The sequence below is a fragment of the Sphingomonas bisphenolicum genome, assembly GCF_024349785.1.
GTDB classification, from domain to species: Bacteria; Pseudomonadota; Alphaproteobacteria; order Sphingomonadales; family Sphingomonadaceae; genus Sphingobium; species Sphingobium bisphenolicum.
In genome coordinates, this window is record NZ_AP018817.1 from 86099 (window position 1) to 106376 (window position 20278).

Annotated in this window: 22 protein-coding genes, 2 tRNA genes and 1 pseudogene; 15 read left to right on the forward strand and 10 right to left on the reverse strand. The window is 64.8% G+C overall.

Going from position 1 to position 20278, the window contains the following annotated elements; all coding sequences use genetic code 11:
- Positions 1-18: 18 nt before the first annotated feature.
- A complete protein-coding gene (locus SBA_RS00420) occupies positions 19-879 on the forward strand; it encodes a hypothetical protein (RefSeq protein ID WP_261935522.1) in 861 nt (286 codons plus the stop codon).
- Positions 880-986: 107 nt separating this feature from the next.
- On the opposite strand, the gene SBA_RS00425 is transcribed toward SBA_RS00420, so the two are convergent.
- The 4 genes from SBA_RS00425 to SBA_RS00440 all read right to left on the reverse strand — a co-directional run bounded on the left by SBA_RS00425 (position 987) and on the right by SBA_RS00440 (position 4006).
- Entirely contained in the window at positions 987-3260 is a 2274-nt protein-coding gene (locus tag SBA_RS00425) for a glycoside hydrolase family 3 N-terminal domain-containing protein (protein WP_261935523.1), read from the reverse strand.
- A gap of 110 nt (positions 3261-3370) precedes the next feature.
- A complete protein-coding gene (locus SBA_RS00430; protein WP_261935524.1) occupies positions 3371-3691 on the reverse strand; it encodes a DMT family transporter in 321 nt (106 codons plus the stop codon).
- 100 nt (positions 3692-3791) lie between these two features.
- Positions 3792-3867, reverse strand: a tRNA-Lys gene (locus SBA_RS00435).
- Between the two features lie 52 nt (positions 3868-3919).
- Positions 3920-4006 (reverse strand) — tRNA-Tyr (locus tag SBA_RS00440).
- Between the two features lie 104 nt (positions 4007-4110).
- On the opposite strand from SBA_RS00440, the gene rlmB reads away from it, so the two are divergent.
- Both rlmB and SBA_RS00450 read left to right on the forward strand, forming a co-directional pair.
- On the forward strand, positions 4111-4851 hold the full coding sequence (rlmB, locus tag SBA_RS00445; RefSeq protein ID WP_224550218.1) for a 23S rRNA (guanosine(2251)-2'-O)-methyltransferase RlmB: 741 nt from the start codon (positions 4111-4113) through the stop codon (positions 4849-4851).
- Positions 4852-4876: 25 nt separating this feature from the next.
- On the forward strand, positions 4877-5629 hold the full coding sequence (locus tag SBA_RS00450) for a hypothetical protein (RefSeq protein WP_261935525.1): 753 nt from the start codon (positions 4877-4879) through the stop codon (positions 5627-5629).
- Positions 5630-5775: 146 nt separating this feature from the next.
- Here SBA_RS00450 and SBA_RS00455 read toward each other — a convergent pair whose 3' ends face one another.
- Positions 5776-6093, reverse strand: a complete 318-nt coding sequence (locus SBA_RS00455; RefSeq protein WP_066605787.1) for a 2Fe-2S iron-sulfur cluster-binding protein — start codon at positions 6091-6093, stop codon at positions 5776-5778.
- A 76-nt stretch (positions 6094-6169) separates the two neighbouring features.
- Between SBA_RS00455 and SBA_RS00460 the strand changes: the two genes are divergently transcribed.
- The 3 genes from SBA_RS00460 (at position 6170) to SBA_RS00470 (ending at position 7538) form a co-directional block, all read left to right on the forward strand.
- On the forward strand, positions 6170-6787 hold the full coding sequence (locus SBA_RS00460) for a DNA-3-methyladenine glycosylase family protein (RefSeq protein ID WP_224550216.1): 618 nt from the start codon (positions 6170-6172) through the stop codon (positions 6785-6787).
- A gap of 1 nt (position 6788) precedes the next feature.
- A complete protein-coding gene (locus tag SBA_RS00465; protein ID WP_261935526.1) occupies positions 6789-7007 on the forward strand; it encodes a DUF2188 domain-containing protein in 219 nt (72 codons plus the stop codon).
- 96 nt (positions 7008-7103) lie between these two features.
- Positions 7104-7538 (forward strand): response regulator, encoded by a 435-nt coding sequence (locus tag SBA_RS00470; RefSeq protein WP_224550214.1) that lies wholly within the window; start codon positions 7104-7106, stop codon positions 7536-7538.
- On the opposite strand, the gene SBA_RS00475 is transcribed toward SBA_RS00470, so the two are convergent.
- Both SBA_RS00475 and murA read right to left on the reverse strand, forming a co-directional pair.
- Positions 7486-9012: a PAS domain-containing protein gene (locus SBA_RS00475; protein WP_224550213.1), complete on the reverse strand. Its 1527-nt coding sequence runs from the start codon at positions 9010-9012 to the stop codon at positions 7486-7488. The two genes, SBA_RS00470 and SBA_RS00475, sit on opposite strands and share 53 nt — an antisense overlap.
- A complete protein-coding gene (murA, locus tag SBA_RS00480) occupies positions 9005-10288 on the reverse strand; it encodes a UDP-N-acetylglucosamine 1-carboxyvinyltransferase (protein ID WP_261935527.1) in 1284 nt (427 codons plus the stop codon). The genes SBA_RS00475 and murA overlap by 8 nt, the downstream gene beginning before the upstream one ends.
- 210 nt (positions 10289-10498) lie before the next feature.
- Between murA and SBA_RS00485 the strand changes: the two genes are divergently transcribed.
- Complete coding sequence (locus SBA_RS00485) at positions 10499-11230, forward strand: Crp/Fnr family transcriptional regulator (protein WP_261935528.1); 732 nt, start codon at positions 10499-10501, stop codon at positions 11228-11230.
- Between the two features lies 1 nt (position 11231).
- On the opposite strand, the gene SBA_RS00490 is transcribed toward SBA_RS00485, so the two are convergent.
- Both SBA_RS00490 and SBA_RS00495 read right to left on the reverse strand, forming a co-directional pair.
- The gene (locus SBA_RS00490; protein WP_261935529.1) at positions 11232-11501 is read right to left on the reverse strand and encodes a hypothetical protein; all 270 of its coding nucleotides are present in this window, start codon (positions 11499-11501) and stop codon (positions 11232-11234) included.
- The gene (locus SBA_RS00495) at positions 11498-12064 is read right to left on the reverse strand and encodes an HNH endonuclease (RefSeq protein WP_224550209.1); all 567 of its coding nucleotides are present in this window, start codon (positions 12062-12064) and stop codon (positions 11498-11500) included. Before SBA_RS00495 ends, SBA_RS00490 begins: the two co-directional genes overlap by 4 nt.
- Before the next feature lie 95 nt (positions 12065-12159).
- On the opposite strand from SBA_RS00495, the gene gluQRS reads away from it, so the two are divergent.
- The 7 genes and pseudogenes from gluQRS to SBA_RS00530 all read left to right on the forward strand — a co-directional run bounded on the left by gluQRS (position 12160) and on the right by SBA_RS00530 (position 18296).
- Positions 12160-13074: a tRNA glutamyl-Q(34) synthetase GluQRS gene (gluQRS, locus tag SBA_RS00500; protein ID WP_261935530.1), complete on the forward strand. Its 915-nt coding sequence runs from the start codon at positions 12160-12162 to the stop codon at positions 13072-13074.
- A 10-nt stretch (positions 13075-13084) separates the two neighbouring features.
- Entirely contained in the window at positions 13085-13318 is a 234-nt protein-coding gene (locus tag SBA_RS00505) for a twin transmembrane helix small protein (protein WP_224550207.1), read from the forward strand.
- Positions 13319-13442: 124 nt separating this feature from the next.
- Entirely contained in the window at positions 13443-14012 is a 570-nt protein-coding gene (locus tag SBA_RS00510) for a cob(I)yrinic acid a,c-diamide adenosyltransferase (RefSeq protein ID WP_261935531.1), read from the forward strand.
- A 154-nt stretch (positions 14013-14166) separates the two neighbouring features.
- On the forward strand, positions 14167-15021 hold the full coding sequence (locus SBA_RS00515) for a GGDEF domain-containing protein (protein WP_261935532.1): 855 nt from the start codon (positions 14167-14169) through the stop codon (positions 15019-15021).
- Between the two features lie 90 nt (positions 15022-15111).
- Positions 15112-16380, forward strand: coding sequence for an ergothioneine biosynthesis protein EgtB (gene egtB / locus SBA_RS00520; protein ID WP_261935533.1), 1269 nt, complete (start codon positions 15112-15114; stop codon positions 16378-16380).
- Between the two features lie 5 nt (positions 16381-16385).
- Positions 16386-17345: an L-histidine N(alpha)-methyltransferase gene (gene egtD / locus SBA_RS00525; RefSeq protein WP_261935534.1), complete on the forward strand. Its 960-nt coding sequence runs from the start codon at positions 16386-16388 to the stop codon at positions 17343-17345.
- 238 nt (positions 17346-17583) lie between these two features.
- Positions 17584-18296: pseudogene (locus tag SBA_RS00530) on the forward strand (IS5 family transposase).
- 240 nt (positions 18297-18536) lie between these two features.
- On the opposite strand, the gene SBA_RS25195 reads toward SBA_RS00530, so the two are convergent.
- The gene (locus SBA_RS25195) at positions 18537-19370 is read right to left on the reverse strand and encodes a cold-shock protein (RefSeq protein ID WP_315975788.1); all 834 of its coding nucleotides are present in this window, start codon (positions 19368-19370) and stop codon (positions 18537-18539) included.
- 281 nt (positions 19371-19651) lie between these two features.
- On the opposite strand from SBA_RS25195, the gene SBA_RS00545 reads away from it, so the two are divergent.
- Positions 19652-20269 (forward strand): ribonuclease D, encoded by a 618-nt coding sequence (locus SBA_RS00545; RefSeq protein WP_224550203.1) that lies wholly within the window; start codon positions 19652-19654, stop codon positions 20267-20269.
- The last annotated feature ends 9 nt before the right edge of the window (positions 20270-20278 follow it).

A 20278-nucleotide genomic window follows, 5' to 3' on the forward strand; every position in this document is an offset into this window, starting at 1 on the left:
TAAGGTGCGGACATCTGAATGGGCGGGGACATCAGCATTGGGGCCGTAGGTGCAGCGCTCATCGCTGGTGTTGTGTCACTCCTTGGCCTCATTATCAGCAAGGAACAGAAAACTTCCGAGTTTCGTCAGGCTTGGGTGGATGCGCTGAGATCCGAGATTACGGCCTACCTGACAAGCTTCAATGCCATCGCCGACGCCTTGGGGGTGACATACAAGGATCACGCCGAAAAGGTTAAGGCGCTTGCTCCGCTTTATTCGCAGCTAAACCAAGCAAGCTTCGCTATAACTCTGCGGGTCAATCCCGACGAGAGCCGGTCAAAGGCGGTGCTGGCTTGCATGAAACGATTTCAGCAGCTTACTGCTAATGACAGTAATATGGTGCCTGCCAACATTAGGCCAATCGAACTTGACTTCCTTAACGCCTCTAAGGAACTACTCAAGTATGAATGGAAGCGCGTTAAGAGAGGCGAGTTAACGTTTATCATCACGAAGGTACTGGCGGCACTCGTAGTCATCGCAGCGCTATGGTATTGGTTGTTCGCTGAACATAAGGATGAGTTTGAGAAAGACAAGCTTGATGGCAAGGCGGCTATAATCAGCAACGTGATCAATGATTTTAATCAGCCGAATCAGCCTCTTATCGCGCCGCCGCACAGTAAATTACCAATTGTACGACCCTTATGTGATGAACATGTGCGATGGAATACCTCTGATCACGTAAGGCTTGCAGGCCCGAAATACCCGGCCCGTCCCCAGCGCAAAACGAACGCTCCAGCCCAGCCCGCAACATCTGGCGTCAAACCCAATTCCGAAGCCGTCTGCCCTCGTGATAATGTTTCGCCGCAAACCAGAGAAAACGGCGTTGTACAGAATGACTAAGCGAACGTGTGTGAATGGGAGACACGCATTTTGCAGACGGCAGCTTTTGACGCAATCCCGACAGCCCCCACCCCAACCCCTCCCCTGAAGGGGAGGGGCTTTAAGTTCTACCCCTTCGCCGGCTCCGCCGCATAAAGCGTAAACTCGCCCTTCAATCCGCCCACGCTCGATTGCCCGACCCACAGGTCGAACGCGCCGGGTTCGGCGATGCGCTGGCTTCGGGCGCCGACGAATTCCAGATCAACGCGCGACAACGAAAAGCGGACGGTCTTGCTTTCGCCCGGACCCAGCGTCACGCGGGCCATGCGCTTTAGTTCGCGGATCGGGCGGGTGCGGCTGGCGACGCGGTCGCGGGTGTAGAGCTGGACCACTTCGCTGCCCTTGCGATTGCCCTTGTTGGTGATGCGGGCGGTCACTTCGATCGCGGCGTCCCAGCGCAGCGCGCTGTCGGACAGTTTGAGCTGGTCCAAGACAAAATCGGTATAGGTCAGGCCGTGGCCGAAGGGGAAACGGGCGCTGTTGTCGGTGGTAGCGTAGCGGGCCTTATATTCGCTACTGCCATTGCCCAGCACCGGGCGGCCGGTCGATTTGCGGTCATAATAGAAAGGCTCCTGCCCGCTTTCCCAGGGGAAGCTGACGGGGAGTTTGCCCGATGGATCGACCTTCCCCAGCAGGATGTCGGCGATGGCGTGGCCCGCCTCGCTCCCCAGGAACCAGGTGGCGAGGATCGCCTGCGCATTGGCGACGCCATCGTGCAGGGCGAGCGCGCGGCCGTGGCGCAGCAGGATGACGACCGGCTTGCCGGTGGCGGCGACGGCGTCAGCCAGCGCCTGTTGCGCGGGCGGGATTTCGATGACGGTGCGGGATTGGGCTTCGCCCGACATGGCCTGCGATTCGCCGATGGCGAGCAGGACGATGTCCGCCGCCTTGGCCGCCGCGACCGCCTCCGCGATGCCGCCGTCGATCGGCCCGCTAATGTCGCTGCCGCGCGTGACGGTGAGTTTCGTCGGGTCGGGGAGCGCGGCGCGCAGGCCCGTGGCGATGTCCACGCCCTTGTCCGGGTCGCCGTAAAAGGCCCAGGGGCCGTAGAGATTGGCGGTGTCCTGCGCGAAGGGGCCGATGAGGGCGATGGCCTGCCCCCTGGCCGGGTCGATCGGCAGGACGCCTTCATTTTTGAGCAGGACGACCGATCGGGTGGCGGCTTCGCGGGACAGGGCGCGGTGGGCGGGGGTGAAGATGCGGGTCTTTTCCGCTTCCTCGTTCAGCGATCGATAGGGGTTGTCGAACAGGCCGATGGCGGCCTTTACATAGAGGATGCGGCGCACGGCGACGTCGATCGTGCCCATCGGCACCGCGCCGCTCTTCACCAGATCGGGCAGGTAGCGGATGTAGAGGCCGCTCTGCATCGACATATCGACCCCGGCGAGGACGGCGAGGCGGGCGGCGTCACGGTCATCCTCCGCAAAGCCGTGGGCGACCAGTTCTTCGTCGGCGGTGTAATCGGAAAAGACGAAGCCGCGAAACTGCATCTCGCCGCGCAAAATGTCGGTGAGGAGTTCGCTGTCGGCGGTGGCGGGGACGCCGTTGATCTCGTTGAAGGCGGCCATGGTGGTGAGCGCGCCTGCCGCAAACGCCTTGCCGAAGGGGGGCAGATGGGTTTCGCGCAGCGTTTCCTCGCTGATGTCGACATTGCCATATTCCAGGCCCGCGGCGACCGCGCCATAGGCGGCGAAATGTTTGGGACAGGCGAGCAGCGCGTCGTCGCGGCGCAGGTCGCGGCCCTGATAGCCGCGGATGCGGGCGGCGGAGAGGATGCCGGTGAGGGTCACGTCCTCCCCTGCCCCCTCCACTACGCGGCCCCAGCGCTGGTCGCGGGCGACATCGACCATGGGGGCGAAGGTGAGGTGGAGGCCCGCTGCGGTGGCTTCGATCGCCTGGGCGCGGGCGGTGCGCTCGCACAAAGCGGGGTCGAAGCTGGAGGCTTCGGCGAGGGGGACCGGGAAGATGGTCTTGAGGCCGTGGATGACGTCGCCCGCGAACAGGAGCGGGATGCCGAGGCGGCTGTCCTTGACCGCGATCTCCTGCGCGCGGCGGCCGCCTGCGACGCCGATGCCGTTGAAGAGGCAGCCGACACGGCCCCGGCGGATTTCCTGCGCGAGACGCTTTTCATCCTGGATGCCGACCTGCGGGTTGGGCGGGTTGAAGGGGCGGAAGCTGTCGGCGAGGCAGGTCATCTGGCCCGCCTTTTCCTCCAGCGTCATCTTGGCGATCAGGGCGTCGACGCGCTCGACATCGCCCTGCGCCAGCGCGCGGCGGGGCAAGCCGATGGCGAGGACGCCGCCAAGGGTGCGGATGAGCAGGTCGCGGCGATCAAATGTCATGCAAAGCGGGACGTAACCGGGAAAGGATGAATGGAACTTGTCCAGCGAACGTGCCTGACCCGATTTTGTTGCGATGCGGCAATGGTCCTTGCGATGTGCCGTGCGCGCGGTCAGGCCGAGGCGAAGAGCTTCGTGCCCACGACGCCCACCACGATCATCGCCATGAAGGCGATCTGCGCCGGATTGACCCGGTCGCCGAAGAAGAGGACGCCGCCGATGATGACGCCCACCGCGCCAAGGCCCGTCCAGACCGCATAGGCGGTGCCTGCGGGAATGCCCTTCATCGCCAGCGCGAGCAGGCCCATGTTGAGGAAGCTGAGCGCGATCGGCACGGCGGACGCTTGCCAGCTTCCAAGGGTCGCGGCCCATTTCAGGCTCAAGGCCCAGCAGATTTCGGTGAATATGGCAATGCCGAGGATGAGCCACGCCATGGGCGCTGTCCCTTCGTCTTTCAACGGGCTCGAACGGGAGGCACGCAAGCCGGAAACCCGAAAAGAGGCGGCGCGCCTGAAGGCCTGTCGGGACAGGCTATGGTGGACGCACTTGGGCTCGAACCAAGGACCCGCTGATTAAGAGTCAGCTGCTCTACCAACTGAGCTATGCGTCCACACCGGCCTGTTTCCGGTCCGTAAAAGACCGCCTGCATCGGCCCGATGCAGTGGTGGACAGGGCTGGATTCGAACCAGCGTACGGGAAACCCGGGCAGATTTACAGTCTGCTGCCTTTAACCACTCGGCCACCTGTCCAGTGCCCTGCGCGACAAGAAATTTGCGTTCCCGCCGCGCTGGAGGCGGCTCAATGGCGAAAGGAGACTTGCCTGTCAATGGGGTGATGTGAAAAGAGCGCAATCATGAAAAAGCCGCATCGCTCCACCAAGCCCAAGGGCACCTTCCCCCGCTTCTACGGTCGCCACGCCGTCATAGCGGCGCTCGCCAACCCCAACCGCATCGTGCGCAAGATATGGGGCACGCGCGAAGCGCTGGGCGCCCTCGACCTGCCGCCGGTGCTGCCGATCGTCTATTCCGACGTCGCCGACATGGGCCGCATGGTCCCGTCCGACGCGCCGCATCAGGGCATCGTCGCCGAAGTCGAGCCGCTGGACGATGTCTGGCTGGGCGAAGTACTGGAGGAAGGACAGGACGACAGGCGGCCGATCCTGGTGCTGGACCAGGTGACGGACCCGCATAATGTGGGCGCGATCCTGCGCTCCGCCGCCGCTTTCGATGCGCTGTGCATCGTCACGCAGGACCGGCACGCCCCGCCCGAATCGGGCGTACTGGCGCGCGCGGCGTCGGGCGCGCTGGAAAATATACCCTGGGTGCGGGTGGTGAACCTGGCCCGCGCGCTCGAAGAGATTGCCGAAGCGGGCTATTGGCGCATCGGGCTGGACGGCGACGCCGACACCACATTGGGCGAGGCGATCGGCGAATCGCGTGTCGCTTTGGTGCTGGGAGCCGAGGGCGAAGGGCTGCGCCACAATACGATCGCCCATTGCGACATCATCGCCAAGCTGCCGATCAGCCCGCGGATGGAGAGCCTGAACGTGTCCAACGCCGCGGCCATCGCGCTATACGCTGCGACGGTGCGCTGACCCGCCTGTCAGGAAGGAGAATGCCATGAACCGCTTGTATCGCACCCTGGGGGCGCTGGCGGGGCTGCTGGCGCTCTCCGCCTGCCTGGTGACGCCGGGCACGTTCGAATCGACCCTGGACATCCGCGCCGATCGCAGCTTCGCCTTCGCCTATAAGGGGGAGATATTGGCGTCGGACATGGGCAAGAGCGGCATGACAGGCGGCGTACCGTCCACCAGCGATGACACGGACGGCGAGGCCGAGGCCGCGCCGACCCTGTTGCAGATCGCGGCGCGCGACGAGGATTTCAGCGACGCCGTCGCGGATAGTGCGGACAAGGGCGACGAAGCGCAGATGCAGGCGATCGCCGCCGCTCTGACCAGGGAAAAGGGGTTTGGGTCGGCCCGCTACATGGGCAACCGCAAGTTCGAGATCGACTATGCGATTACGGGCAAGCTGACCCACGCCTTCCTCTTCCCCTTCAACATCGACGCCCAGATCGTGCTGCCCTTCGTCGCGGTGGAACTGCGCGGCGACGACCGGGTGCGCGTCAAGGCGCCTGGCTTCGCCAACGGGTTCGACAAGAGCCAGGGACCGGCCGGCCTGGGCAGCGGTGGCGCGGGAGACGAGGCGGCCAAGGCGCTGAATGGCAGATTCACCCTGACCACCGACGCGGAGATCGTCAGCCAGAATCAGGAGGAGGGCGCGGAAACCACGCCCCAGGGCAAGCGGATCATCTGGACGATATCGCCGCTGACCAGCGACGCGCCGGCGGCCACGCTGCGGGTGAAGAATTAGGGCATCTACCGTCGTTCGCTTCGAGCGAAGTCGAGACGCGGCTAGCAAAGCGCTTCCTGTTTAGCTTCGCTGAACTCGGCTCTGCCTCGTTTCTCGACTTCGCTCGAAACGAACGGCGGTAGGTATATCGGCGCCTATGCGCCTATTCAGTCTTCCGGCGCGATGGTGACGCGCAGGCCGTCGAGCGAATCGCTCAGCATGACCTGGCAGGACAGGCGGCTGGTCTCGTTGCGGTGATCGGAGCTGTCGAGCAGGTCGTTTTCATCCTCGCTCATGGCCGGCAGCGCGTCGGCGAAGGCCGGATCGACATAGACATGGCAGGTCGCGCAGGAGCAGCAACCGCCGCACAGCGCCAGCAATTCATCAAAACCGTTGTCGCGGATGATTTCCATCACCGACAGGCCATTGTCGCCATCGACAGCCTGTTCTTCACCTGCACGGTTGACCACGATCAATTTCGGCATCTATCCAATCCCCTCGAATTTTCTTCGCCGCTCTGACCCACAGACGCCGGGAAATCAAGGGCTGGACAGCAGAGACATGGTTACGAGTGCAGAACAGTTACGCACCAGCCTGGACGCCATCGCCGCGCTGGAGCCCGGCTTTGGCGCAGCGATCGGCCGGGTGGGCTATCCCGCGCCGCGGGTGCGGGCGCCGGGCTATGAAACGCTGTTGCGGACGATCGTGGGCCAGCAGGTCAGCGTGGCGGCCGCAGCGGCGGTGTGGCGCAAGCTGGAAGCGGAGCTGGGCGAAGGCTGCGCGCCCGACGCCCTGCTGGCGCGGGATTATGACGCCTTGCGTGCCTGCGGCCTGTCCCGCCAGAAGCAGGGCTATGCCCGCAGCCTGGCCGAACTGATCCTGTCGGGCGCTCTGGACCTGGGCGCCCTGCCGGCCGACGACGAGGAGGCGATCGCGCAGCTCGTCCGGATCAAGGGCATCGGCCGCTGGTCGGCGGAAATCTATCTGCTGTTCGCGGAGGGGCGTCCCGACATCTGGCCCGCTGGCGACCTGGCGGTGCAGATCGAGATCGGCCGCATCCTGGGCCTGCCCGAACGGCCGAGCGAAAAACTGACCCGCGACGTCGCCGAAGCCTGGCGTCCGCATCGCGGCGCCGCCGCGATCATGGCCTGGCACCATTATAACACCGAGGTACTCTGACATGGCCCTGCCCCACGCCCGCTACATCGTCCTTCAGCATGAGGGCGTCTGGAAGATCAATCTGGACAATAAATATTATGGTCCCTTCCCTACCCAGGCGCTGGCGGTGGACAGCGCCACCGGCACCGCGCGGCAGGCGAGCGAAGCGGGCTATCCCGCGTCGGTGCTGCTGATGCAGGGAACCCAGTTCGAAACGCTGTGGACCAGCGTTGCGGACTGACCTGTCCTTTGGGGCAATCTGGTCGGTTTTTTGCACCGCAGCGGAACCAAGAGACGGGCAAGGACTTTATTTGCATCAAGTTTAACGAGTTAGGCAATGCGCAAGAAGGTTCTGATAGTCGAGGACGAGATTTTCGTCGCTTTGGAGATTGAGCAGATCGTCGAAGATGCCGGATTCCAGGTCGGCGCGATCGCCGCCGATCGCGAAGGCGCGCTTGCTTGCGCGCAAGATTGCGACATCGCCCTTGTCGACCTGAACCTGCGGGATGGCCCGACCGGGCCGGATATCGGCATCGAGCTGGCCACCCGTCACGGCATTCGCGTCATCTATGTCACCGCCAACCCGACCCAAATCGGCGCAGCGTCGGTCGCGGCGCTGGGCGTCATCACCAAGCCGTTCCGCGCGCACAGCATCTCCGCTACGCTGCGGCTGGCTGCGGCGGAGCAGCCCGACCTGACAGCAGCAGAAATTGCCGGTTTTACGCCGTTCCCGCCGTCCGGCTCATGGAACGCGATGGAATCCAGAGGCTGATGCGCAGGCCGTCCGGCCGCCAGTCTCTTTCTATTCGCCCACCCAGTTGCCGTTCGACGCTCAGCGTCATCAGCCGGTTGCCGAAGCCGTCGGCGCCGCCAGGCACGACCACAGGACCATGTTCTTCCTGCCAGTCGATGTGGATGTCTTCGCCCTCGACCCTTATGTGCAGATCGATCCGGCCCTCGGCCACCGACAGCGCGCCATATTTGGCTGCGTTGGTCGCCAATTCGTGGAACAGCAGCGCGAGCGGCGTCGCGGACCGATCGTCGATCGCCGGATCGTCGCCCGACAACAGGATGCGCGATCCCGCTTCGTTGCCATAGGGCGCGAAAATCTGGTCGAGCAAGCCCCACAGACTGGCTTGCCCGCCGCCAACCTGCGGCGCGGATTCGGCGCTGTGCGGCCGCACGAAATCATGGGCACGGCCCAGCGCCAATATCCGATCGCGCAGGTCGTCGGCCACGTCCGCAATCGCCGGATGCTGCCGCGCCGACAGGCCGATCAGGCCAGCGATCACCGAAAAGATGTTCTTGATCCGGTGCGACAGCTCGTGCGCGATCATCTCGCGCTCTTCCATCATCAGCTTCTGTTCGTGAATTTCGGTGCATGTGCCGATCCAGCGCACGATCGCGCCGTCGCCATCGCGGATCGGCAGCGCCCGGCCGAGCGTCCAGCGATAGTCGCCGCCATGGTGGCGCAGCCGATATTCGATCTCATAGGGTTCGCCGGTCGTCAGGCTATGACGCCAGCGCGTCCAGGCCCGATCCTGATCGTCGGGATGGAACATGCCGTTCCACGCCTCGCCATCGGTCGATCCGGTCGGCACGCCGGTATATTCGTACCAGCGGGCGTTATAATAGTCATGATAGCCGTCCGCCAGCGTCGACCAGACCATCTGCGGCATGGTGTCGGCCAGCGAGCGAAACAGGCGATCGCTTTCGGCGACGGCGGCGGCGTCCATGCGCTGGCGCAGGATCGTGTCGCGGTCGCGGCGGCGCCCTTCCAGTTCCACCATCACCTGCCGGGCGAGCAGGGTCAGACCCTGCCGCTGCAACGGGGTCAGGTCGGGGCGCGGGACCGTGTCGATGACGCACAGTGCGCCCAGCGGCGCGCCATCCGCGCTCACCAGCGGCGCACCGGCGTAGAAGCGAATATGCGGCGCGCCGGTGACCAGCGCATTGTCGGCGAAGCGGGGATCGCGGGTCGCGTCCGGGACGAGGAAAATCTCCTCCCGCAGCATCGCCAGGGCGCAGAAGGAGACGTCGCGCGGCGTTTCTTCGGCATCCAGGCCGACGCGGGACAGGAAGCGCTGCCGCACATCCTCGACGATGCTGACCAGGGCGATCGGCACATCGCACAATTGCGCGGCGAAACCGGTAATTTCGTCCAGATTACGGAATCCGCCGGCATCCAGGTCGTAGAGCGACAGCAAGGTCGCCCGATCGGTCGCCAGCCCGCACCCCTCAGCCATCGCTGACCCGCTCGATATCGGCGCCGACGGCCGAGAGTTTTTCTTCCAGCCGCTCATAGCCGCGATCGAGATGATAGACGCGCTGGACCTGGGTTTCGCCTTCGGCGGCGAGGCCCGCGAGGATCAGGCTCATCGAGGCGCGCAGGTCGGTCGCCATCACCGGCGCGCCGACCAGCCTGTCGACGCCGCGCACTACGGCGGTACGGCCGTTGACGGCGATGTCCGCCCCCATGCGCGCCAGTTCGGGCACATGCATGTAGCGATTTTCGAAGATGGTTTCGGTCAGCACCGACGCGCCGTCCGCCTTGGTCAGCATCGCCATGAACTGCGCCTGCATGTCGGTCGGAAAGGCCGGGAAGGGCGCGGTCGACAGGGTCAGGGGCTTGAGCTTGCCATCCGAGGCAATGCGGATGCCGTCCTTGTGCGGATCGACCTGCACGCCCGCGTCGCGCAGCGCGGCGAGGATGGCGTGCATGTCGTCGGCATTGGCGCCGACCAGGTCGACCGACCCGCCGGTTATGGCGGCGGCGCAGGCATAGCTGCCCGCCTCGATCCGGTCGGGCATGACGCTGTAGGTCGCGCCGTGCAGCCGATCGCGCCCGTGGATGACAAGCTTGTCGGTGCCGATCCCCTCAATGTCCGCGCCCATGGCGACGAGCAGGTTGCACAGATCGACGATCTCCGGCTCGCGCGCGGCGTTTTCGAGGATGCAGGTGCCCTTGGCGAGCGACGCCGCCATCACCGCATTTTCTGTGGCGCCGACCGACACGACGGGGAAAGTGTAGATGCCGCCCGGCAGGCCGCCGTCCGGCACGCTGGCGCGGACATAGCCGGCCGTGGTTTCGAGCGTCGCGCCGAACGCTTCCAGCGCCTTCAAGTGCAGGTCGATCGGGCGGTTGCCGATGGCGCAGCCGCCGGGCAGCGATACCCGCGCCTCGCCCACGCGGGCCAGCAGCGGGCCGAGCACCAGGATCGAGGCGCGCATCTTGCGCACGATATCATAGGGCGCCTCGGTCGAGGTGACGCGGCCGGCGCGCATCGTCAGGACGCGGCCGAAATCCTCCGGCCGGGCGCCCTCGATCATGGTCGATACGCCCAGTTGGTTCAGCAGATGGCCGAAACTGTCGACGTCAGCGAGGCGCGGCAGGTTGCGCAGCGTCACAGGTTCGTCGGTCAGCAACGCGCAGGGCAGCAGCGTCAGGGCGGCGTTCTTCGCGCCGGAGATGGGAAGGCGGCCATTGAGCGCGTTGCCGCCGCGGATGTGAATGCGGTCCATTGGACAGGGTTCATAGCGTCTATTGCGCCCCGTGCAAGGCGGCTCGACCGCCATTCGTCATGGTTAACCCGGTGGCACGGCGAACATATGCAACATAATTGCAAAGCGGGCGGCAACCTTGATCGAGTTTAGTGCGCGTCCTGAAAATGCAGCCAAAAGGCGCATGGGGCGTTTTGCCATCGTAACAACAATTGGAAAAAGGTGTATTGGGTGGCAACGAGCTGTTTCGCGGAAAGGCTGGCAAAACAGGTGCCCCTGTCCGACGCGGAAAAGAAGGCATTGGCTCGGCTCGAGGAAAATCCGCGCAAGATCAAGCGCGGCGGGATGATCCAGCGGGTCAATGACACGGTAACGGAACTGTTCGTGCTGAGAGAAGGCCGGGTGATGAGCTTCGTCATCCTGCCCGATGGCAGCCGCCAGATTTTGCGCGTCTATTTCCCCGGCGATTTCATCGGATCGGCCAGCACCATCTACAGCAAGGCGCCCGAATCGCTGGTCGCCCTGTCGGACGTGATCGTCTGCCCGTTCGACAAACATGCGCTGCGCCGGCTGCTGGAGGAATATCCGCGCGTCGCGGCGCTGCTGTTCCTGTTGTCCAATGCGGAGCGGGTGGCGATGACCGACCGGCTGGCCGCGCTGGGCCGGACATCGGCCAAGGCGCGCGTCGCGTCCTTCCTGCTCGACATGTTCGACCGGCTGCGCGTCACCGACGACAGCATCGTCGACAGTTTCGACCTGAAGCTGACGCAGGAGGAAATCGGCGATTCGATCGGGCTGACATCGGTCCATGTCAACCGGATGATCCGGCAGATGGAGCAGGAAGGCCTTATCAGCCGCTCCAACGGACGCATCATCCTCAACGACATGGCGCGGCTGGAGGAGATTGGCCATTATACCAACCGGCTCAAAGATATAGACCTGGACTGGTTGCCGGTATCCTGACCTAATGCACGGCCTTCGGTTCCGGCGCAAAACATGTTTGGCAGCGACGCCAGCAGGTGACGCCGGGCATGACCAGCGCCGGGGCCAGGCCGCGTTCGGGATAGAGGCCGCGCATGATGGCCGGCGCTATCCCCTCCGGCGCGGCGCGGCTGTGGCACATCAGGCAGTTGCGGACATATTTGGCGCGGGTCAGGCTGGAGTGATCCTCCTGCGCGAAGGCCATGCCCGGCAGCAGCAGAAGCGCCAGCAACGCCGCGCGTCGCGGCCTCACGCCATCAACTCGACATCCCAGTAGAGCCAGTCGTGCCAGCTTTCGTGCAGATAGCCGGGCGGGAAGGCGCGGCCATGTTCCTGCAAATGCCAGCTGGTCGGGCGGATCGGCTCGACGTGCAGGCGCATCCCCGCTTCCTTGGGCGTGCGCCCGCCCTTTTTGAGGTTGCAGGGCGAACAGGCGGTCGCGACATTCTCCCAGGTTGTGCGCCCGCCCGCGCGGCGGGGCACGACATGGTCGAAGGTCAGGTCGCTGGTCGTGCCGCAATATTGGCAGGAGAATTTGTCGCGCAGGAACAGGTTGAACCGGGTGAAGGCGGGATGTTCGGACGGACGCACATATTGTTTGAGCGCGATCACCGACGGGATCTTCATATCCAGGCTGGGGCTGTGGACCTGCCGCTCATAGCTGGCGATGATGTCCACCCGGTCCAGAAACACCGCCTTGATCGCGGTCTGCCAGGGCCAGAGGCTCAGTGGATAATAGCTGAGCGGCGTGTAATCTGCGTTGAGAACAAGCGCCGGGCAGTTTTCCGGATGCCGTATAAGGTCGGGATGGTACATAGAAACGCTTCTACCCCCTTGCCGACGCCGCTGATCCACCAACAACGTGACACGAGCATGACAGCATTAACGAATATCACTCGTCAAGAGCCTGTATGACACTATCCGTCGCACCACTGCATATGGTGACCCGCTTCGCTCCTAGCCCCACTGGGCTGCTGCATGTCGGCCATGGCTGGTCCGCCTTGATGGGACATGACATGGCCCGCGCGGCCGGTGGCGCCTTCCGCCTGCGGATCGAGGATATCGACGGCACCCGGAGTCGGCCCGACCATGTCGCGGGCATCATCGCCGACCTGACATGGCTGGGCGTCGCGTGGGACGGCGATATCATCTTCCAGTCGCAGCGGCTTGACGCCTATGAAGCGGTGCTGGAGCGGCTGCGGGGACAAGGGCTGCTCTATCCCTGTTTCTGCACGCGAACCGACATCCAGGCCAGCCTGACCGCGCCCCACGGACCGGAGGGGCCGGTCTATCCGGGAACGTGCCGGGGCCTGGGCGATGCGGAACGCGCACGGCGGATCGCCGCGGGCGAAGCCCATGCCTGGCGGATCGACATGGGCAAGGCGGTGGCGCGGGTCGGCACGCTGGAGTGGGAAGACCATCCCAGTCCGGTTCGGACCGACCCTGCCGCAGGGCGAGCGGGGTTGGTCAAGGCCGCGCCCCTCGGCCATGGCGACATCGTGCTGGCGCGCAAGGATGCGCCGGCCAGCTATCATCTGTCCTGCACGCTGGACGATGCCGCGATGGGCGTGACCCATGTGCTGCGCGGCGACGACCTGCGCGGCGCGACCGACGTCCACCGGCTGCTCCAGGCGCTGCTCGACCTGCCCAGCCCCGCCTATGTCCACCATCCGCTGCTGGCAGGCCCGGACGGCAGGCGCCTCGCCAAGCGCAGCGGGTCGATCGCGCTGGCGCAATTGCGGGCGCAGGGCGTGGACCCCGCTGCGCTGGCCGCCGACCTGCGCGCGGGACGCTTTCCGGTTGGAATCGGGCTGGCGAGCGCCTAGACTGCCGCCCATGAACACCATCCTCGTCATCGCCCTGATCCTTGCCATGATCGCCACGCTGGTCGCGCTGATCCGGGGCATCATCGCCTTCCTCCAGACCACGAAGGAGGAACTGAACCTGCCCGAAGGCGCGGTCCGGCCGTCCAGCCTGAAGCAGAACAAGATGATGATGAACCGCATCCTGTTCCAGGCCGCGGCGATCATCATCGTCGCGATCCTGCTGATCGCCAAGGGGCATGGCTGAGGCCCGCAACTTGCCCTGTCGTCACTCCGTTCGTGCTGAGTAGCCATTTCGACAAGCGCAATGGCTACTCAGGACGAACGGGTGCTTCAAATTCATTCGGTTGCCAAAGGGCGTGCCTACAGAGATGGTCAAGCTGAACAAGATCTACACCCGGACCGGGGACAATGGGACGACAGGTCTGGTCGATGGATCGCGTCTGCCCAAGCACGCGCCGCGGATGCAGGCCGTGGGCGATGTCGATGAAGCGAACAGCGCGATCGGACTGGCCGTCGTCGCCTTGGGCGAGCGGCCCGAAGCCGCCTGGCTGACCGTCATCCAGAACGACCTGTTCGACCTGGGCGCCGACCTGGCGACGCCGGTTCCCGAAGGCGCGGACGAACCCTGGGCGTTGCGCATCATTCCCAGTCAGGTGACCCGGCTGGAGCAGCAGATCGATACGATGAACGCCGATCTCGCCCCGCTCGACAGCTTCATCCTGCCGGGCGGTTCTCCCGCTGCGGCGGCCGTCCACCTCGCCCGCGCGATCACCCGCCGGGCCGAGCGCAGCGCAACCGCCGCGGCCGTGGAGGTGGCGCTTAACAGCCAGGCGCTGGCCTATCTCAACCGGCTGTCGGACCTGCTGTTCGTGCTGGCGCGCCGCCTGAACGACAATGGCGCGGCCGACGTCAAATGGGTGCCGGGCGCGTCGCGCTGAAACGCGCCGCCCCGGTGCAGCAACCGACTGGAAACGCAGCCTGACTCGCCTGCTGCACGGCCTGCCCGGTAGCGCGGGATTAACCTTGTTTCTTCAGACGGCATTTAGATGCCGCCCGGACGGTGCGCTCCATTCGCATCAGTCGGGGATCGCCATGCATTTCTACCTCGCCACCTCCTTCATCTTTCCGCGCTCGCTGCGCCTGCGACTCTTCACCCTCTGCTTCATCGCGACCCATATGCCGTTGCTGGCCTATCTGGGCTGGGGCTTCGCCAGCGGCCGCATCGCGCTCGCCGAGTTCGTCCTGCTGACGCTGGCCACGATCATTGGCACCGGCATAGCCCTGCTGGGCATCGGCGCACTGCTCAATCCGATCCATGCGCTGGCCGAAACGCTGCATCGCGGCGAGGACGTCGCCCCTGCGCTGCCGGACGTCGGCGACGTCATCCATACCCTTTATGCCGGGGTGCAACGCGTCGCCAGCGCCACGCGCGAGCGGCTGGATGACCTGCATCAGGCCGCGCATGAAGACCCGCTGACCGGCATCGCCAACCGGCGCGGATTCCTGGCCCATATCGACGCGCTGCCGGATCACCGGCGCAAGGGCTGTATCGCGATCATCGACATCGACTATTTCAAACGGGTCAACGACCTGCTGGGCCATGAGGAGGGCGACCGGGTGCTGGCCAGTTTCGCGACCCGCCTGTCCGCACTGGTCCGCCGCGTCGACATGGTCGCCCGCTGGGGCGGCGAGGAATTCGCGATCTTCTTCCAGGATTGTATCGAGGACGAGGCAAGCTGGTCGCTGGCGCGGATCGCCAGCCGGATGCGCAGCGAACCGATCGGCCGCGTGCAGGACCGGCCGATCAGCTTTTCCGCCGGCGTGTGCCGCTGGACCGGCGGCGAACTCGATGCGGCGCTGCGCCGCGCCGACGACGCGCTGTACGAAGCCAAGCAGTCGGGCCGCGACCGCGTCTGCCGTGCCGCGCCGATCCTGCAGGAGCTTTGATCCTGCCCTAAAGGACACGGGCCGGAACCGCCCGCCGCGTTATGCGCTTGTCCCTTCAAGAGAGCGGTGCAACCGTATCGGAGGGCAGGCATGGCGAAAAGCTGGACGGACGCGCATCAGGACGACCTGGAAGAGCGCTATCGCGCCGTCCGCGCCCTCACCGAAGCCCTGGCCGCCCCGCTTTCGGACGCCGACGCCACGGTCCAGTCCATGCCTGACGCGTCGCCCGCCAAATGGCATCTGGCGCATGTGACCTGGTTCTTCGAAACCTTCGTCCTGCGCGACCATGTGGCGGGATACCGCCCCTTCGATCCGCGCTACGCCTTCCTCTTCAACAGCTATTATGAGGCTGAGGGCGCGCGCCATGCCCGGCCGATGCGGGGGATGCTGACCCGCCCCTCGCTGACCGAGGTTCGGGCCTATCGCGCCCATGTCGATGCGGCGCTGACGGGCGCGCTGGGCATGTTGCCGCAACCCGCGCGGGCGCTCGTGACGCTGGGATTGCAGCATGAACAACAGCATCAGGAACTGTTGCTGACCGACCTGCTCCATCTCTTCTCGCTCAATCCGCTGGAACCGGCACTGTTCGGCGCGCCCAGCGCTGCGCCCGTCGCCCTGCCCGGCCCGCTCCACTGGATCGAGGGGCGCGAGGGGCTGGTCGAGATCGGAGAGGACGGGCGCGGCGGTTTCGCCTTCGATTGCGAGGGCCCCCGGCACAAGGCATTGCTGCATCCGCACACGCTGGCGCACCGGCCGATCAGCAATGGCGAATGGATCGCCTTCATCGAAGATGGCGGCTATCGCACCGCGGCGCACTGGCTGTCGGACGGCTGGGCCTGGGTGCAGAATGAAGGCGTGGACGCACCGCTCTACTGGAAGCCAAGCGAGCAGGGCTGGACCCGTTTCGGCCTTGACGGCCGCCAGCCGGTGAACCCCGCCGCGCCGGTCACCCATATCAGCCTGTACGAAGCCGACGCCTATGCCAGTTGGGCGGGCGCGCGATTGCCCACCGAAGCGGAATGGGAAAGCGCGGCGCAGAATGTCGCGGCGGTCAGCGGCAATCAGCTCGACGGCCCCGACAGTCCCCGGCCGCGCCCGGCCGAGGACGGGTCCGCGCTGACGCAGATGTTCGGCGATGTGTGGGAATGGACCGGCAGCGCCTATCGCCCCCATCCCGGCTTTCGCGCGGCGCCGGGCGCCGTCGGCGAATATAATGGCAAGTTCATGTCCGGCCAGTTCGTGCTGAAGGGTGGCAGTTGCGCCACCCCGCGCGGCCATGCGCGGAGCAGCTACCGCAATTTCTTCTACCCCCATCAACGCTGGCAGTTCACCGGACTGCGGCTGGCCAAGGATCTGTGAGCGCCATGTTGCTGACCGAGGACGCCCCCAACATCGCCCGGTCGATCGACCCGGCCTTCCGTCATGATATCGTTACGGGCCTGTCGCGCAGCCCCAAGGCGACGCCGCCGACATGGTTCTACGACCGGCGCGGGTCGGAACTGTTCGAAGCGATCACCGACCTGCCCGAATATTATCCCACCCGCACCGAAACCGCCCTGCTCGCCCGTCATGGCGTGGACTTCGCCGCGGCGGTCGGCAAAGGGCGCGCGGTGGTGGAGTTCGGCGCGGGCAGCGCGCGCAAGACGCCGCATCTGCTGCGCGCCATCGCGCCCGCCGCCTATGTGCCGATCGACATTAGCGGGGATTTCCTGCACGCGAGCAGCGCGGCGCTGGCGGCGGCCTTTCCCGGCCTGCCGGTGCTGCCGGTGGTGGGTGACTTCAACCGGCCGCTGGCCCTGCCCGGTGCGATCGAGGATTTGCCGCGGCTGGGCTTCTTCCCCGGATCGACGATCGGCAATATGGAGCCGGATGCGGCGGTCGACCTGCTGCGGGCGATGCGCCGGCTGCTGGGCGATGGGGCCAAGCTGCTGATCGGCATGGACCGGATCAAGGATCGCGACAGGCTGATCGCAGCCTATGACGATGCGCAAGGCGTGACCGCGGCCTTCAACCTCAATCTGGTCGAGCGCATCAATCGCGAGTTGGAGGGCGACCTGCCGATCGAGAGTTTCGTCCATCGCGCGATCTGGAACGACGACAAGGCGCGGATCGAAATGCATCTGGAGGCGCTGCGGTCGCTGCATTTCCACGTCGCGGGTCAATGTTTCCACATGGACGCGGGCGAGACGATCCACACCGAGAGCAGCCACAAATATGGCGCGCGCGACGAACGGCTGCTGCTGCGGGCCGGCGGATGGGAACCGGCCGCGGAATGGATCGACGATGAAGGGCTGTTCGCGCTGGTGCTGGCGGACGCGGGTTAGGGCGTTGCGGTAGGGCCGGGAATGGGCTGGACGCGTGACATGGTTACGCGAGGCTGATTGTATGCAAAAGAGCATTTTCGGCCACGCACAGGCAAGCATAATGCCTGCGTAATGGCGGCACGGGGCGGCATCGTTACCCAACTAAGGGCTGTGGGGATTTAGGATTCCCCTTTTGCTGGAGTTGTGATTCACACTCTGGATGGATCGCTTTGTACTGACGGACGCCCAATGGGCGCAGATGGAACCGCACTGTCTGGGCAAGATCACCGACCCCGGACGCAGCGGCAGAAACAACCGGCTGTTCGTGGAGGCAGTGCTGTGGATTGTCCGCACTGGAAGTCCATGGCGCGACCTACCGGCGATGTTCGGCAATTGGAGCACGGCATTCCGCCGATTTCGCGATTGGCGGGAAGCCGATGTTTTCAAGCGGATTTTCGATGCTCTGTCGGATGAACCCGACATGGAATACGCCATGATCGATGCCACCATCGTCAAGGTTCACCGGCACGGCCAGGGCGCAAAAGGGGGACTCAGAGCCAGGCCATTGGTCGTTCCAAAGGAGGCATGACGACCAAGATCCTGGCTTTGACCGATGCGCTGGGCAACCTTGTCCGCTTCCGCTTGATGCCCGGCCACCGCTTCGACACGGTTGGCGTTGCTCCACTCATCGACGGCATCAAGTTCGGCGCACTGCTCGCTGACAAGGCTTTCGACAGCAACGATATCGTCGCCGATCTCAACGAGCGGGGTGCAAAAATCGTCATCTCGCAGCACCCGCGACGCGCCAGACCCATCCCGCTCGACGCCGAAATGTACAAGTGGCGCCACCTCATCGAAAACTTCTTCTGCAAACTCAAGGAATTCAAGCGTATCGCCATGCGCGCCTGCAAAACCGATCGCAGCTTCGAGGCCATGATCCACCTCGCTGCAGCCGTCATCAATTCCCGGTGAATCCCCACAAGCCTTAGAGCATCGTACGGAAAAGTGGGAACCGGTTTTCCGCCAAAGACGATGCGAAAGCAGAAAACGAAAGCGTGCGACTTGTGTCCGGTTAAACGCAGCCCGCTCCAGCCACGCCAGATCACACCGACCGCGCGATCCGCGTCGCGATTCCCAAAAGCAAAAGGGCCGCCCTTGCGAGCGACCCCTTCCCTATCCTCTCCCCGGTAACAGGGATGGCCAGCCTCGGCCTTATTCGGCCTTCGACTGGAGATTCACCGCCGCATATTTGCCGCGACGATCGACTTCCAGTTCGAAGTCGAGACGGTCGCCCTCGTTCAGGGCGGCCATGCCGGCGCGTTCGACGGCGCTGATATGGACGAAGGCGTCGGGCTGGCCATCATCGCGCTGAATGAAGCCGAAGCCCTTCATCGCGTTGAAGAACTTCACCGTACCGCTGGAGCGCTCGCCGGTCAGCTGACGCTGCGGGCCGCCACGATCGGGCGCGCCACCGAAACCACCGGCGCGCGGTTCGCGCGCTTCACGCGGCGGACCGCGATCGGTGACGGGGAGCGGTTCGCCGTCGATCACCAGATCGGTCGCCGACACCTTGCCGCCACGATCGACCAGGGTGAAGCCGAGCGGCTGTCCTTCGGCCAGACCGGTCAGGCCGGCCTGCTCGACGGCGCTGATGTGCACGAACACGTCTTCGCCGCCATCGTCACGAACGATAAAGCCGAAGCCCTTCTGTCCGTTGAAGAATTTTACGACGCCCTTGCCTTCGCCGACGACCTGGGCAGGCATGCCGCGACCACCGCCGCCGCCACCGCCGAAACCACCGCCGCCGCCGCCGCCGAAGCCGCCGCCACTGCGACCACCGCCAAAGCCGCCGCCGCGATCACCGCCGCCAAAACCTCCACGATCACCGCCGAAGCCGCCGCCACCGCCGCCAAAGCGATCGCCGCCACCGAAGCCGCCGCCGAAGCCACCGCCGCCGCGGCCGCCCTGATCGTAGAAATTGTCGTCGCCGAAACCGTCGCGCTTGTCCTTGCCGCGCCCGCCGCGGCGACCTCTATCAAAACTCATGCCCTGTTAGTCACTTTCGCTTCGCCCCAAGACCAATCGGACAAACACATGTCGGGCGAATGACATGCAGAATCCACCGCAGACGCGGATTTGGGAATCACTATATCAACTTTTCTCGGCCGCGCGAATGATTTTCACTGTCGCGGTCCCGTTCCGTTCCAATTGGCCGAAATCGCCTTTCCTGTCCGTCATTCGCCGCGCAAAAGCCGTGTTTCGTCGCGAAGATTTCTCCCGACAAAGCCTTGATTGCGGTTGGCCCTGTTTCGCCATAAGGGGAGGACATGACCGTTCATTTCCATGAAGAAGATCTGCCCGCCGGCGTGCTCGCCCCCGGCCCGATCGCCATCGATACCGAAACCATGGGGCTGATCACCCCGCGCGACCGCCTGTGCGTGGTCCAGATCAGCGATGGCAAGGGCGACGAGCATCTCGTCCGCTTCAAGCCCGGCAGCGATTATGCCGCGCCCAATCTGAAGGCGGTGCTGGCCGATCCCGAGCGGCTGAAACTTTATCATTTCGGCCGGTTCGACCTGGCCGCGATCAAACATTATCTGGGCGTGGTCGCCGCGCCCGTCTATTGCACCAAAATCGCCTCGCGCCTGATCCGCACCTATACCGACCGGCACGGCCTGAAGGAACTGGTCCGTGAGCTGCTGGGCCAGGACATCAGCAAGCAACAGCAGTCGAGCGACTGGGGCGGCCCCGTCCTGTCCGACGCGCAGAAGGATTATGCCGCGTCCGACGTGCGCTATCTCCATGCGCTCAAGGCCGAGCTGGACAAGCGGCTGATCCGTGAAGGGCGGATGGAACTGGCCCAGGCCTGTTTCGATTTCCTGCCCCATCGCGCCGAGCTCGACCTGGCGGGATGGCCGGAGATCGACATCTTCGCGCATATGTAACGCAGCCTG